Origin of the sequence: Serratia proteamaculans (assembly GCF_949794035.1) — a bacterium.
GTDB lineage: Bacteria > Pseudomonadota > Gammaproteobacteria > Enterobacterales > Enterobacteriaceae > Serratia > Serratia proteamaculans.
This window is the reverse complement of the sequence record NZ_OX461105.1, coordinates 2,780,972-2,795,423: the sequence shown is the minus strand read 5'-3', so window position 1 is coordinate 2,795,423 and position 14,452 is coordinate 2,780,972. Positions and strand designations below refer to the sequence as shown.

Here is a 14,452-nt window from a genome sequence, read left to right as displayed (position 1 = left end):
ATTATTACGGAGTCCGATAACCTATTTCATAACTGTTTGTATTGTTTAAAAGTCATGTCTGCGAACCCTTAACGCTTCATTTCTGCCGCCACCCAGTCGGCCAGTTGCGCCACGGTTTGCGGGTGCTGGCCATCAGGATTACTGACGAAATAGTGCGCGGCACCCGGCAACGCCATATTGAACGGGGCGACCAACAGTCCAGTGTTCAGCGCATGTTGAGCCATTAGCTGACTGATGATCGCCACTCCCTGACCGGCAATCGCGGCCTGAATGACATGCGCTTCGTCGGTGAAACGGGGCCCTGCGTCAATCTGCAATGTCGCCGGACCAAACTCGCGGCGCCAACGGTACCAATCTGGCGCCGGTTGGGGCACCCGACGGCCATCGGTATGGATCAGCGTGGCCTGCAGCAGATCCTCAGGCGTTTTCAGGGTTAGCTGCGGACTGGCGACCAGCACAAAACTGTCCTGATACAGCAAGCGCGGTGTCAACTGCGCGCCAGGCTCGGCACCATAACGCAGGGCAACATCTATCTGTCTGCTACGCAGATCCACGATGCCGTCATCGGCATGCAGCCGCAGGTCAATATTGGGGAACTGACGCATCAGCGCCGGCAGCCGGGGGACCAGCCAGTGGGCAATCATCGCGGTGGTGGCGGTTAGCGTCAGGACTCTGGGCCGCTGTCTTTCCCCAATCTTTTCCGTCGCGGCTTGCAACAGGGCGAAAGCCTGAGCGCTCGCCTGCTGCAAAACCTTTCCGTCAGCGGTCAGCTCCACCTTGCGTGGCGTTCTTTCAAACACACTGACCTCCAGCAGGCTTTCCAGCAGCCGGATTTGGTGGCTGACGGCCGTGGGTGATACCCCGATTTCTTCGGCGGCCAGCTTAAAGCTTTGCAGCCTGGCGACCGCATCAAAAGCCCGCAGTGCACCCAGCGGCGGCAGTTTTCTTTTCATGGTGAGTTATTTTCATCTTTGGCTGAAAACTATGACTTTGAATTACCGTATGACGGCAAGTTATCTTCTTGAAGCAGCTTAGCAGATGAAAATTACTCAGCCAAATAACCAGGAGATAACCATGTCTGCACCATCGGTAAAACAGCTTCGTCTGGTGATCACCACCGAAGATTTCGATAACGCTTTATCCTTTTATCGCGATCGGCTTGGGCTGACCCGGGTTGACGCCGTGCCGCCGGACAGCGGCAGGGTGGCGATCCTCGAAGCGGGCAAAGCCACGCTGGAACTGGTTGAACCGGCCACGGCGGCCTACATCGACAATATTGAAGTGGGTGAACGTGTCTCCGGTTGGGTGCGGGTGGCCTTTGAGGTGACCGATATTGCCGCAACTACCGCCAGCCTGGCACAGGGGGGAGCACAGGTGCTGTCTGAACCCCGGCTTACGCCGTTTAACTCACTCAATAACCGGCTGGAAGCACCGGCCGGATTACAGTTAACGTTGTTCCAACCCTTGTAAAAAAAGACCCGTCGTAATGGCGGGTATTCATTTGATTATGAAAGAAATTCATGTTGTTGCATGGGTGCGGTTTTGGTTATGAGTCATAGCGTTTAATCATTTAATTTATTCAACTGCTTCAATGTATATATACGTCGACAAAACACCAATAAGGGATATCGACGTGAAGTATTCATTCAAGCTTAAAGGATTGACTGGTCTAATCCTCTTGTCTTTACAGGTGGGCGTAGTGGTTAACGCCGCCGAGGTACCGGCAGGGACTCAACTGGCCACCACGCAGGAGCTGGTACGGGCCAATGGTTATGAACCTGCAACACTGGATCCGAACCTGGCGGAAAGCAACGTGGAGTTTTATATCTTCAATGACCTGTTTGAAGGGTTATTGCGGGTGGGGAAAAACGGTGAGGTGATCCCCGCACTGGCGACCCAATGGGAAAATCAGGGCAATGTCTGGACCTTCCATCTGCGCCCGGAGGCCAAATGGTCGAACGGCGATCCGCTGACCGCCGAGGATTTTGTTTTTAGCTGGCGCCGCCTGACCGACCCGAAAACGGCTTCCCCCTATGGTAGCTATCTGGCATCGGCCTATGTATTGAACGCCGCGGAGATCAACGCCGGCAGCAAGCCGCCGAGCGAACTGGGCGTGAAGGCGCTGGATGCGCATACCCTGCAGGTCACACTGACTGAACCCAACTCGTATCTGCTCAAGCAGTTGGTGCATTTCCCTGTGCTGCCGGTGAATCAGAAAGTGGTGGAGAAATACGGCAAAGACTGGACGCAGCCGAAAAACTTTGTCGGCAACGGCGCCTTCCGGTTGGCACAGTGGGTGGTGAACGAAAAGGTGGTGGTAGAGCGCAACACTCAGTATTGGGATAACGCCCACACGGTGCTCAATAAGGTGACTTTCCTGCCGCTGCAAGGGTTCCCGGAGGTGGCACGTTTCCGGGCTGGTGAGATTGAACTGGGCTACAGTGCGCCGCCGGAATTGTACCAACAGCTGAAAAACAGCCTGGGTGATGAGCAATTGGTGACTTATCCGCTGTTGTCGACCAGCTACTTTGCCTTTAACAACCGGCAGGCGCCGTTTAACGACGTACGGGTGCGTCAGGCGTTAAATCTGGCGCTGGATAAAGAGATTATTGCCACCAAAGTGCTGGGCTATGGCCAACAGCCGGCCTGGACTTTTACCCCAACCGGGGCTGGCGGCTATACCCTGCGGGCCGGTGAAGCGGCGGGGTGGTCACGTGAACAACGCATTGCACAGGCGAAAAAACAGCTGGCCGCAGCCGGTTTTAACGCGGAACATCCGTTACGCTTTACCCTGCTGTACAGCAACGACGCGACCATCAAGAAGATTGTGATCGCCGCCAGTGCGATGTGGAAAAAGAACCTCGGTGTGGAGGTCACCTTGCAAAATCAGGAGCGTAAGGTGGTGCTGGACAACATCAACAACGGGCAATACAGCGTGGCCTTCAGCCGTTGGTTGGCGGACTACAACGATCCCTCGACTTTCCTGAACGTGTTCCGCTCCACCAGCAGTGAGAACTCGGCCAAATACGCCAATCAGAATTACGACCGCGTGTTGCATCAGGCCACTGCCGCCCAGACGCCACAGCAGGTGCAGCAATACTTCCAGCAGGCCGAAGACCTGTTGTCGGCAGAGACGCCGGTGGCCCCGGTTTACTACGAAGCCAATGCGACCCTGGTCAAACCCTATGTGAAGGCCATCGACTTTACCCGACAGGGGCCGCTGTACGATAAAAACGTGTATATCATCGCACATTAAGCTTTTAATAATGCGGATTGGGAGGATTCTGGTCCGCTGTTAATTACTTTTTGTGACTGCTCCCCGCCGTAAACGGCGAGGCTTCCCACTTCTCAGGCCGCAACCGTCGATATGACGGATTTACGCTGGCCTCCGTGGGCAGAAACGACGAGTCCCGCCGCCTGTAATTCCGTTATACCCTTGCGCTGTATGTTGATGGCCGCATTAACATCGCGGTCATGTTCAACCCCACACATAGGGCATTGCCAGATGCGCTTATTCAGCGGCATCTCTTCCATCTTGTGACCACAACAATGGCAGGTTTTAGAGCTGGCAAACCACTGATCCAGTTTGACCAAGTGAATACCTGCCGCCGCCGCTTTGTATTCCAGTTTCGTGACAAATCCTGCCCATGCCGCATCGCCAATGGCGCGGGCGAGGCAATGGTTTTTCATCATGTTTGCCGCTTTCAGTGTCTCGACAATTACCGCTTGGTTTTCGTCAACAAGTGTTCGGGACAGTTTGTGCTGGAAGTCGGCGCGGGCGTTAGCTACCCGTTCGTGTACGCCAGCCAGAAGTAATCGGGCTTTACGGCGATTGGCACTGCCTTTCTGTTTTCTGGATAGCGCTTTTTGTTTACGGCGCAGATTGTGGCTGGCATTGATAAGATGGCGGGGGTTCGTGATTTTATCGCCACTGGATTTTATCGCATAGTGGCTCAATCCCATATCCAGCCCGGTTACGCCTGTTATCAGCGTAGGTTTTTCCGGGGCTTCCTGTCCGTCGTCACAGAGAATTGAAGCATAGTATTTTCCCGTGGCGGTGCGGCTGATCGTGATACTGGACACCTTGCCAACAATTTCCCTATGAATATTGGCCCTCACGGGCTTCATTTTCGGGATCTGGATAGCGCCAGTTAACACTTTTCCATTGGGATGATAGCTGGATTGCTTCCCATGCTTGCGCTTGAAAGACGGGAAGCGAGCACGTTTTTTGAAGAAGTTTCCAAACGCTGTATCGAGATTAATTACCGCTTGCTGCAATGCCAATGAGTCATATTCTTTCAGCCAACTATACGTCGCGACTTTTTGCCCACCGCCAGTAAAGGCTTTAAATCGCGTTTAATGCTGACAGATATACCGTGGCGTTGGTACATATGGCGACTGATATGCAGAGCCTTATTGTATGCAAAACGCACAGCGCCGAACTGAGCATTTAAAAATGCCGCCTGTTCATCGTCTGGGTAAATGCGTACTTTAGTCGCTCTTTTCATTTTGGGTGCTCATATGTATTATGATTACAATTTAAGGCTTTATGAGGACTTTTTCAAGTGAGTGTGCATAACGATGAGCTGGCGGGATATCTTCGCCGTCGCCATTCAGTTAGTAAACTGGTGGTACACTTAATCTTCACGACAAAGTATCGCCGTAGGCTGCTTGATGGCGCAATGATTGAGCAGATCCGGGAAGCATTTAATTCAGCGGCTGAGTCGCTTGAGGTTGAGATTTTAGAAATGGATGGCGAAGCGGATCACGTTCACATACTGGTTGCGTACCCGCCGAAACTATCCATCAGCGTGCTGGTTAATAACCTGAAATCAACCAGTAGCCGTTATGTCAGGATTTTGAATACCCATCTTCGTAAGCAAAGTAATACCGGAGTGCTCTGGTCACGCTCCTACTTTGCTTGTAGCGCTGGCGGAGCAACAATTGAAACGCTGAAAGCGTATGTACAATCGCAGAAAACCCCTGATTAGCACCCCTTATATCCCCGCCCGATTGGGCGAGGATTTACGGGGCAAATGCTAAATGTTTCATAAACGGTCAGCCAGATTTTCACCCGAAAATAAAAAACCGCGCCTATACTGCCTCCCGTAGTTTATATGCAGTATCTCGTTTGGCGAGGCTCCTATACAAACACAGGTTACTGATCTGACGACATCGAGAGATGCCCAAGGTTAAGACAGGCTTTATCGGATTAAGGTTCAGCCCAAAGTAACTTCTGATGCATACCATCAGATACGTTGTATAGTGCTAAAACCTGGACGCGGAGATAGGCTGTCTGCACTCCCTCTGTGGTTAACGCCCCTATGCGATTCGCTGTTGAAGTTTAAACAGAAATAGGGACTAACATAATGAAGTCACATCACAACTCCCCCTGTTCGGCGCTGGCCGCAACTGAAACTCTTGATGAGTCTTCGGTAGCGGGCTATATGAATGCCGATTTTATTACGATCCCAGGCAATATGACGGTCAATAAAGCCAAAGCGTATTTTCTTTCGCAGCTTAAAACCGACGAAATTCCGACACAGCTGTTTGTCACCGCCGACGATTATCATTTGCGTGGCACGCTGTCGGTTAAAAAATTATTACAGTGTGAAGATCACGATAAAGCCGTTGGCGTCATGATCAACCACAGCTATTTTCAGGTTTCCCCGGATGATGATCGTAATGACGTCGCCCATTTATTGGGTAAGGGGGGGCTGGACGTGGTGCCGGTAGTGGTGAATAAAACCCTGGTTGGTGTGCTGGGCGAAAAAGAAATTGCCCGGCTGATTGAAGATGAAAACACCGAAGATGCACAACGTCAGGGCGCCAGCCTGCCGCTGGATAAGCCTTATCTGGAGACCAGCCCCTGGGCACTATGGCGCAAGCGGTCGGTATGGTTACTGATGCTGTTTGTTGCCGAAGCCTACACCGGCAATGTGCTTAAGGCGTTTGAAGAACAGCTGGAAGCGGCGATCGCGCTGGCATTCTTTATTCCGCTGCTGATCGGTACCGGCGGCAACAGTGGCACCCAGATTACCTCTACCCTGGTACGGGCCATGGCCCTGGGCGAGGTTAGCCTGCGTAATCTGGGCGCGGTGATCCGTAAAGAGGTGTCCACCTCACTGTTGATTGCGGTCACCATCGGCATCGCCGCCTGGGTGCGGGCCTGGATCATGGGCGTGGGGATGGATGTGACGCTGGTGGTCAGCCTGTCGCTGGTGGCGATCACCGTCTGGAGCGCCATTGTTTCCTCGATTATCCCGATGCTGCTCAAGCGATTGGGGATCGACCCGGCCGTGGTTTCGGCACCGTTTATCGCCACCTTTATTGATGGCACCGGCCTGATTATTTACTTCAAAATCGCCCAGTACATTCTGGAGATTTAAACCGCGATCCGCTCCGTGTCGCAACCGGAGCGGGCATTTTATCTCACTGAACAGGAGGAAGGTAAATATCCATGAGTAATGACAATCCCCGCTTTTTAATTAAAGGGGCATCTATCGATATTAGTTAACCGAGGACAAAATAATGGGAAACATGACAATTTTTGTAGGATTCCTGAGCATTATCAGTTCGCTGGGCCTGTTGGCCGCCTATATGAGCACCAAATGGGATGATTAATGAACGCTAAAGATCCGCCTGAATGCATCCTCCCCGTAGGTTTTATTTACGTCGGGGAGGATGCGATTAAATACTGACCGCCTGGAGCGAATTTCAGGGAGTATTACCACCATGACTATTTTTATTCTTGGCCTGCTTTATGCCATTTTGATGATCTCCGTCGGTGTGAATGAGATTTATTTTTATTCAACCGGAAAATCAGAATTCCTTTCTAGTTTACTGCTGACATTCTCGGGTACTATGCTGCTGGTTGCTTTTGTCTGGCAATGGTCGACTAAAATAAAAAAATGAATTACCTATTTGAATGTGAGCCGTAATATGCAAAACGAAAAAGAATCCGTTGCCAGAAATTCCATGATAGCCAGCGGGCTATTGGCGACCGGTAAATTTATTGCCGGTATTTTTACCGGCAGTATTGGCCTTATTTCCGAAGGGATCCACTCGCTTACCGATTTTGTTGCCACCAGCATTACCTGGCTGGCGGTGCGTATCAGCGACAAGCCGGCCGATGACGACCACCATTTTGGTCACGGCAAGGTTGAAAACCTGGCGGCGCTGTTTGAAGTGCTGCTGCTGTTGGGCGCCGCGGGCTGGATAGTTTATGAGGCAGGCAAAAGCCTGCTCGGCGAAGCCCATCAGATTGTCGCGGCACCGGTGGTGATCGCCGTGCTGTTGATCTCGATTGTGGTCGACTTTTTCCGCGTCAAGGCGCTGAATCGCGTGGCCAAGGCCACCGATAGTGCGGCTTTGGAAGCCGATGCGCTGCACTTCTTCTCCGATATGCTGGCTTCCGCCGTGGTGTTGCTGGGCATGGTGTTTGTTCTGCTGGGCTTCAACCGTGCAGATGCTATTGCCGCGCTGATCGTGGCCTGTTTTATTGTGGTGGCAGCGATAAAACTGGGGAAACGCTCGTTCGATTCCCTGATGGACACGGCGCCGGCCGGTGCCAAAGAAGAAATCAGCGCCTTGCTCGACAGCTTCCCGGCGATTTTGGCCACCGAGAGTATCCGTATTCGTAACGCCGGTGCCATCGTGTTTATTGAAGTCACCGTCGCCGTTTGCCGTACCTTGCCGCTGGAGCGTATCAACGCGTTGAAACAGTCTATCGCCGAGCGTCTGGAACAGCAGTATGCCCACGCCGAGGCCACGGTGATTGCCAATCCACAAACCCGCAGCGATGAAGACATGGCAACCCGTATCCGGGTGATCGCCGCCAATCACGGCGCAGTGGTGCAAAATGTGGCGTTACAGCAACTGCCGGAACGGATGTCGATCAGCATGGATCTGGCGGTGCCGGCCAATGCCAGCGTCGCGCAGGCCCACGATATTGCCAGTGAGATTGAAACCCTGCTGCGGCAGGCGATAGGTGAAGATACGGAGATTGAAACGCACCTGGAACCGCAGATGCACCACTGGATAGCCAGCGAGGATGTTGCGCCGGACCAACTGGCAAGCATTCGCCAAATCCTGCAGACGGTGGTGGAGAACGGCGAGATGGTGCAGGACGTCCATAACATCCGCGCACGTAAAACTGCCGACGGCATTATCGTCAATTTCCATTGTCGGGTTTCCCCGGCGGCTTCCATTGTGTCAGCGCACGCGGCGGTGGACAGCATAGAGCGCCAACTGCGCGCGCTTTACCCAAGTATTTCCCGGGCAGTAGGGCACGTCGAGCCGATCAAACCCAAATCCAGCATCTGAATCCCGCCGTTATTGATCTGTATTAATCGCCGCCAGGCAGTGCGCTGGCGGCAATCCTCGATGTAAACTCCTTAAGTGACAATGTCACAATAAGCGAGCAAAGGTCCGCCCTCGATGAGATGATCCGGTCTCTTGTTTGTTTAGTTTATTTACTTTACTGTAAAGTAAATAAACGGATGTTAATTGTCCTTGTCCTGAGTGAGGGTTCAACCATGTTGGCGCATTTCTTTGTTTTTCGACCGGTGTTCGCCGCCGTACTGGCTATTTGCATTATGGCGGCGGGTATTCTGGCTTTACTGACTTTGCCGGTGGAACAATACCCGGATATCGCGCCGCCCGGTGTCACCGTCACCGCCAACTATCCGGGGGCGGCGGCAAAAACGGTGGAAGACAGCATCACGCAGGTGATTGAGCAGCAAATCAAAGGGATTGATGGCCTGCTGTACTTCTCATCGACCAGCAGTTCAGCCGGTCAGGCACGTATCAGCCTGAGCTTTGAGCAGCAGACCGATCCGGACATTGCTCAGGTGCAGGTACAGAATGCGGTTAACCAGGCCAACTCACGACTGCCGCAGGAAGTGCAGCAGCAGGGCATTACCGTCACCAAATCGCAGGGCGATAGCCTGATGGTAGTGGCGCTGTACGATACCAGCGGGCAAATGGATAACGTCGATATCAATGACTACCTTGTCAGCTCACTGCAGGACTCGCTCAGCCGGGTGGACGGAGTTGGCGAGACGACGGTGTTTGGCGCGCAATTCGCCATGCGCATTTGGTTGGATCCGCTGCGTTTAACCAGCTACGGCCTGATGCCATCAGACGTTCAGGCGGCGGTAGAGGCGCAGAATGCGCAGGTCACCAGCGGTGAGCTGGGATCACTGCCGACCGAGCCCGGCCAGGCGATGAATGCCACTGTGACGGCCCAATCACGGCTGCAAACGCCGGAACAGTTCAGCAATATTATATTACGAACCAACACCGACGGCTCAGCGGTTTATCTTCGCGACGTTGCCCGGGTTGAGATAGGGGCGGAGAATTATCAGAACCAAACCCGGCTGAACGGTTATCCGGCTGCCGGCATCTCCATACAGTTGGCCTCCGGTGCCAATGCATTGGCGGTGGCCGAAAGCGTGCGTGCCGAGGTTGAACGTATGACCCCGCAGTTTCCTGCCGGCTTAAAAGTGGCCTATCCACGCGACAGCACGCCCTTTGTCACGGTTTCAATTGAAGGCGTGGTGCAGACGCTGATCGAGGCGATTATTCTGGTGGTGGTGGTGATGTATCTGTTTTTACAGAACTGGCGTGCCACCTTGATCCCGGCGATTACCGTGCCGGTAGTGCTGTTGGGCACCTTTGGCATTCTGGCGCTGTTGGGCTACAGCATAAATACCCTGACCTTGTTCGCCATGGTGCTGGCAATTGGCTTGTTGGTGGATGATGCGATAGTGGTGGTCGAAAACGTCGAACGCGTCATGGATGAGGAGGACTTACCACCACAGGAGGCGACACTGCGCTCGATGAGCGAGATCAACAGTGCGCTGATCGGTATTGCGCTGGTGCTGTCTGCGGTGTTTATTCCAATGGCGTTCCTCGGTGGCTCCACCGGGATTATCTACCGTCAATTCTCGATTACCATCGTTTCATCCATGGTGCTGTCAGTGCTGGTGGCACTGACGTTAACGCCGGCCCTGTGCGCAGGTTTGCTGCGTCCGTCATCCCATGGCCAACGCGGTTGGTTTTTCAGCCGATTTAACCGCGTAGTCGACCATAGTCAACAGGCTTACGGCCGTGGTTTGGCGCACATTCTGGCGCGCAAAGGACTATATAGCCTGGTGGCATTGCTGATTACCGGCCTGATGGTGTGGCAATACTTGCGCATGCCGACCGGTTTTTTGCCGGTCGAGGATCAGGGCTCGGTGATGGTGCAATTTACTATGCCCTCCGGTACGCCGATGGCGAAAACACAGCAGGCCGCCGACGCCATTGCCGACTATTTCATGACCGAAGAAAAAGACAACCTTAGCGTTATTTTTATGGTGGTCGGGCGAAACAATGCCGGCAGCGCGCAGAATGTCGGCATGGCGTTTGCGGAGTTAAAAAACTGGGATTTGCGCGACGGCAGCGAGAATACCGCGCAGGCGATCATTGCTCGCGCCAACCAGCATTTTAAAAGCGCCCGTGACATGCAGGTCAACGTGCTGTCACCTCCGGCGGTACGCGGTTTGGGGCAGTCCAGCGGCTTTGAATTATGGCTGCAAGATCAGAGCAATGCCGGCCACGACGAACTGCAACAGGCACAGCAGCAGGTGATTGCCGCCGCGACTGATAACCCACTGCTTACCGCGGTACGGGTGAACGGCCTGGAGGACAAAGCGCAGCTCCAGGTGGATATCGACCAGCAGAAGGCCAGTGCACAAGGGTTGCAGCAGGCAGATATCAACAACACGCTGTCGGCAGCCTGGGGGGGCGCCTATATCAATGATTTTATCGATCGTGGGCGGGTGAAACGCGTTTATATGCAGGGGGAGTCCTCCTCGCGCTCCGCGCCGGATGACATTAATCAGTGGTTTGTTCGCGGTAGCAGCGGCAGCATGGCGTCATTCGCCAGCTTTGCCAACACGCGCTGGCTTTCCGGGCCGCAAATGCTGCAACGCTTTAATGGCTTATCGGCCACTCAATTGCAGGGTTCGTCGGTGTCAGGCGAGAGCTCGGGCACGGCCATGGCCCAGATGCAGGGCATTATCGCGGAGGTGGAAGGATTTGGGCTGGAGTGGAGTGGGCTTTCCTATCAGGAACAGGTGGCCGCAGGCCAAACGCTGTGGATCTATCTGGCTTCCGTGCTGTTTATTTTTCTGTGCCTGGCGGCACTGTATGAAAGCTGGTCGATTCCGATCGCGGTGATGCTGATTATTCCCCTGGGGATTGTCGGCGCGGTGCTCGCTACGCGGCTGGCAGGGTTTGAGAACGACATCTATTTCCAGGTGGGTATGCTGACCACGATTGGGCTATCGGCCAAGAATGCGATCCTGATTATCGAATTTGCCGAGGCGCAGATGAAATCAGGCCAGGCACTGTTGGCGGCCACGCTTGAGGGCGCGCGCCTGCGTTTGCGACCTATCGTTATGACCTCGTTGGCGTTTGTCGCCGGGGTGATCCCGTTGGCGCTGTCGGTGGGGGCCGGTGCATCAAGCCGCCGCGAGATAGGGATTGCGGTGATCGGCGGCATGATTTCTGGCACACTGTTGGCATTGTTATTTGTCCCGCTGTTTTTTGTGCTGGTTAAACAAGGACTGGCACGCTTAAAAAGCAAAAAATAATCCTTTCGACATGATGTCTGCGTGGCAGGAGTGAATACACCATGAACAACCGGCAACCGGGGCGTCCCATGAAGGCCAAACCGCGAATATTGGCCACTGCCAGCGAGCTGTTTTTGACGCAGGGGTTGGATATTTCGCTGGATGTGATTGCCACCGAGGCCGGCACCACCCGACAAACGCTGTACAACCATTTCCCGGGGAAAGATGCGCTGGTGCTGGAGACCTTCGGTTATATGAAGGAGCTGATGCAGCCGCCGTTAAACACCCTTTTGGCTGGAGATACTCAGGATTTATCCCCGGTGCTGATGCGTTTTGCTGCCGTCGTGCAGGATCACTTTTTTCAGAGCAAAAATATTCACTTTCAGCGCTTGCTGATCCAACTGTTACAGCAACGGCCGGAATTATACGCCACTTTGCAACAGCGAGAGTCCGGGCGGGTTCTGCAAGGGTTAGTCAGTTTATTACAGCAGGCGCAGCAGCGAGGGCAACTGCAACTCGGCGACGTTGAACTGCAGGCACAGGCATTTTTGGGTGCCGTGATGGGTTACTCGCTGCCTGCGGCGCTGTTGTCTGACGAACTGCCGGATAAGGCCCACTTGCAACGGCTGGCCATCACCACGGTAACGATCTTTTTACGTGCCTGGGGTTATCAGGGCGAGATGCCGGTGGAGTGAGGCCGCCCGTGGGCGGCCTGTGAAGGTTAGTCCAGATTCAACCGGGCGCTGAGGGTGGCAATCTCTTCGCGCCATTGCTGTTGCAACTGGGTTTTTTGATGCTTGGGTTTGCGTGCCAGATCCTCCTGCAGTTTGCTTTCCAGCTCAAACAGCGCGGCCAGCAGCCGCTCTTCGTCATCCTGCGCCAACGGATGACTGACGGCATCCCGGCTCGCTGCGGTTACTGGCGCAGCATCACGCACTTCTGACAGTCGGGTATAGACCGGTTCCAGATCCTGCCACTCTTCCAGCCGCTGATGGTCAATCAACCAGAAACGGTTGCAGCTATTTTCGATCAGCATCCGGTCATGAGTAACCAGTATCACGGCGCCTTCAAACTGACGCAGCGTCTCCGCCAACTCTTCCTTGCCTTCCATATCCAGATGGTTGGTCGGTTCGTCGAGTAACAGCAGCGAATGGTTAGCCAGCGTCAGACCAACAAACAGCAGGCGTGAACGCTCGCCGCCGCTCAGGGTACTGATGCGTTGCTGATGACGCAGATAAGGGAAACCGGCGCCAATCAACGCCATTTTCCGCTGGTCTTCGGTCAGCGCTGCGAAGTGGGTTAATGCTTCGCTTAGCGTGTCGTCATCATGCAACTGTTGCAGACTTTGATCGTAATACCCAATGCGTACCCGCGGATGGAAAACCGTTTCCCGCAGGGACGCGTCCTGGTATTCCCGCCACAGATGCTGCAGCAGCGATGATTTACCGCAGCCGTTACGCCCGACGATAGCGATGCGGTCCCCGCTTTTGACCCGCAATGGATCGAGACGGAACAGCACCGGTGCATCGACCGCCGGGCGCACTGCCAGTGGTGGCAGAGCCAATAGACGATCGGCATCCACGGCTTCCCCCTTCAGCCTGAGGCGCCACTGGCTGCCCGCGCTGAGCGTGGTTTGCTCCTCCTTCAGCCGATCAACGCGCTTTTCCATTTGCTTGGCCTTGCGGGCCAGATCTTCGTTATCGTAAACCTTGCCCCAGATGGCCAGCCGCTGGGCGCTTTTTGCCACCCGATCGATCTCTTTCTGCTCCGCCTGACGGCGATGGGCATCTGCGGCATCCTGTTCCTCCAGCGCCTGACGCGCCGCAGTACAGGGCAAACGGAAGAACTGCAGGGTTTTGTCACGCAGGATCCAGGTGCAGTTAGTCACCTGATCCAACAGGTAACGATCGTGGGAGACCAGCACAAAGCTGCCGGACCAGTTTTGCAAGAACCGCTCCAGCCACAGCAGCGTGGGCAAGTCCAGATGGTTGCTGGGCTCATCCAGCAGCAGCAGGTCGGGTTGACGGATTAACGCGCGCGCCAGCAGCAGGCGGGTGTGCTGGCCACCGCTCAGGGTACCGGCGGTCAGCGTCCATGACGCTGGCGCGAAACCCAGACGGGCCAGCAGCACTTCGCCTTGCCAGCTTTCACTGACGCGTTGATTTTCTGGCAGCCGGGCCAGTACCGCCTCCAGCAGGGTACAGCCGTGCAGGGTTTCGGGCAGGTGTTGTTCTACCCGCGCCATCAAACACTGATGAGCCGGGGTCACGCTGCCGCTGCCGGTAGGCAGATCGCCGCTGAGAATTTTAAGCAGGGTGCTTTTGCCACAGCCGTTGTGGCCGATTAAACCAATGCGGTCGCCTTTCTTCAGGCTAAAAGAAACCTCAACCAGCAGAGGGCCGAAATTGTTGTCGTAACCGACAGATTGTGCAGAAAGTAATGTGCTCATTGCTTACTCAAGAGTTACAGGCATGCAGATGCCTATCGTCAAACATCGCTGACGACAACCCGGTAAGCCGGAGGGAAGGGACTTCAGATTTTAGTAAACTTCGCTCAAGCCTGGGTTATCGCAGCACGATACCGGTAATGCTTGAGCAGCCGTGATTACTATAGAAGTGTGAGTAAAAAAATAATTCACACATCGACATAGTAATCCTCCTTTTATAACGTTGGTTAATGAGTGAGCTGAGTATAGGGCGCTTTGGTCGGTTACGCCACTGTGAATGACTTTAGTTATCAGTGTGGTAAACGGAAAAATCTGTTGGTGTCACGCAGAGAAATGCGATGGTGTAAATAATCGTGCTGAATGGGAGTAATACTGATATTTAAGC

The 14,452-nt window shown here is 54.2% G+C and carries 11 protein-coding genes, 1 pseudogene and 1 riboswitch; of the genes and pseudogenes, 9 read left to right on the top strand and 3 right to left on the bottom strand.

From position 1 onward, the window contains the following. Positions 1–68: 68 nt before the first annotated feature. Positions 69–953 carry a LysR substrate-binding domain-containing protein gene (locus QOT07_RS13040; protein ID WP_283603318.1) on the bottom strand — a complete coding sequence of 295 codons (885 nt, stop codon included), beginning with the start codon at positions 951–953 and terminating at the stop codon, positions 69–71. 121 nt (positions 954–1,074) lie between these two features. Here QOT07_RS13040 and QOT07_RS13035 point away from each other — a divergent pair, with 121 nt between their 5' ends. Beyond that, positions 1,075–1,470 (top strand): VOC family protein, encoded by a 396-nt coding sequence (locus tag QOT07_RS13035; protein ID WP_283603317.1) that lies wholly within the window; start codon positions 1,075–1,077, stop codon positions 1,468–1,470. 121 nt (positions 1,471–1,591) lie between these two features. Next, positions 1,592–3,256: an ABC transporter substrate-binding protein gene (locus tag QOT07_RS13030; RefSeq protein ID WP_283603316.1), complete on the top strand. Its 1,665-nt coding sequence runs from the start codon at positions 1,592–1,594 to the stop codon at positions 3,254–3,256. A gap of 92 nt (positions 3,257–3,348) precedes the next feature. On the opposite strand, the pseudogene QOT07_RS13025 reads toward QOT07_RS13030, so the two are convergent. Then, positions 3,349–4,508, bottom strand: a pseudogene (locus tag QOT07_RS13025) (RNA-guided endonuclease InsQ/TnpB family protein). 57 nt (positions 4,509–4,565) lie between these two features. On the opposite strand from QOT07_RS13025, the gene tnpA reads away from it, so the two are divergent. The 7 genes from tnpA (at position 4,566) to QOT07_RS12990 (ending at position 12,316) form a co-directional block, all read left to right on the top strand. Next, positions 4,566–4,991, top strand: coding sequence for an IS200/IS605 family transposase (tnpA, locus tag QOT07_RS13020; RefSeq protein ID WP_219016315.1), 426 nt, complete (start codon positions 4,566–4,568; stop codon positions 4,989–4,991). Positions 4,992–5,119: 128 nt separating this feature from the next. Continuing rightward, positions 5,120–5,294, top strand: a riboswitch (M-box (ykoK) riboswitch). A gap of 75 nt (positions 5,295–5,369) precedes the next feature. After that, positions 5,370–6,389: a magnesium transporter gene (locus QOT07_RS13015; RefSeq protein ID WP_198404417.1), complete on the top strand. Its 1,020-nt coding sequence runs from the start codon at positions 5,370–5,372 to the stop codon at positions 6,387–6,389. A gap of 142 nt (positions 6,390–6,531) precedes the next feature. Continuing rightward, positions 6,532–6,624, top strand: a complete 93-nt coding sequence (gene mgtS, locus QOT07_RS13010) for a protein MgtS (protein ID WP_013813036.1) — start codon at positions 6,532–6,534, stop codon at positions 6,622–6,624. A gap of 111 nt (positions 6,625–6,735) precedes the next feature. Beyond that, entirely contained in the window at positions 6,736–6,915 is a 180-nt protein-coding gene (locus QOT07_RS13005) for a hypothetical protein (protein WP_099062981.1), read from the top strand. 27 nt (positions 6,916–6,942) lie between these two features. Continuing rightward, a complete protein-coding gene (locus tag QOT07_RS13000) occupies positions 6,943–8,325 on the top strand; it encodes a cation diffusion facilitator family transporter (RefSeq protein WP_099062982.1) in 1,383 nt (460 codons plus the stop codon). 212 nt (positions 8,326–8,537) lie between these two features. Then, entirely contained in the window at positions 8,538–11,642 is a 3,105-nt protein-coding gene (locus QOT07_RS12995; protein WP_261417361.1) for an efflux RND transporter permease subunit, read from the top strand. Between the two features lie 41 nt (positions 11,643–11,683). Then, positions 11,684–12,316, top strand: coding sequence for a TetR/AcrR family transcriptional regulator (locus QOT07_RS12990; protein WP_099062984.1), 633 nt, complete (start codon positions 11,684–11,686; stop codon positions 12,314–12,316). A gap of 26 nt (positions 12,317–12,342) precedes the next feature. Here QOT07_RS12990 and QOT07_RS12985 read toward each other — a convergent pair whose 3' ends face one another. Beyond that, on the bottom strand, positions 12,343–14,070 hold the full coding sequence (locus QOT07_RS12985) for an ABC-F family ATP-binding cassette domain-containing protein (RefSeq protein WP_283603315.1): 1,728 nt from the start codon (positions 14,068–14,070) through the stop codon (positions 12,343–12,345). Positions 14,071–14,452: the final 382 nt, after the last annotated feature.

What these genes read in the sequence shown, in the direction of transcription:
- QOT07_RS13040 (WP_283603318.1), bottom strand. Translation starts at nt 953, where the DNA reads ATGAAAAGAAAACTGCCGCCGCTGGGTGCACTGCGGGCTTTTGATGCG.
- QOT07_RS13035 (WP_283603317.1), top strand. Translation starts at nt 1,075, where the DNA reads ATGTCTGCACCATCGGTAAAACAGCTTCGTCTGGTGATCACCACCGAA.
- QOT07_RS13030 (WP_283603316.1), top strand. Translation starts at nt 1,592, where the DNA reads ATGTATATATACGTCGACAAAACACCAATAAGGGATATCGACGTGAAG.
- QOT07_RS13015 (WP_198404417.1), top strand. Translation starts at nt 5,370, where the DNA reads ATGAAGTCACATCACAACTCCCCCTGTTCGGCGCTGGCCGCAACTGAA.
- mgtS (WP_013813036.1), top strand. Translation starts at nt 6,532, where the DNA reads ATGGGAAACATGACAATTTTTGTAGGATTCCTGAGCATTATCAGTTCG.
- QOT07_RS13005 (WP_099062981.1), top strand. Translation starts at nt 6,736, where the DNA reads ATGACTATTTTTATTCTTGGCCTGCTTTATGCCATTTTGATGATCTCC.
- QOT07_RS13000 (WP_099062982.1), top strand. Translation starts at nt 6,943, where the DNA reads ATGCAAAACGAAAAAGAATCCGTTGCCAGAAATTCCATGATAGCCAGC.
- QOT07_RS12995 (WP_261417361.1), top strand. Translation starts at nt 8,538, where the DNA reads ATGTTGGCGCATTTCTTTGTTTTTCGACCGGTGTTCGCCGCCGTACTG.
- QOT07_RS12990 (WP_099062984.1), top strand. Translation starts at nt 11,684, where the DNA reads ATGAACAACCGGCAACCGGGGCGTCCCATGAAGGCCAAACCGCGAATA.
- QOT07_RS12985 (WP_283603315.1), bottom strand. Translation starts at nt 14,070, where the DNA reads ATGAGCACATTACTTTCTGCACAATCTGTCGGTTACGACAACAATTTC.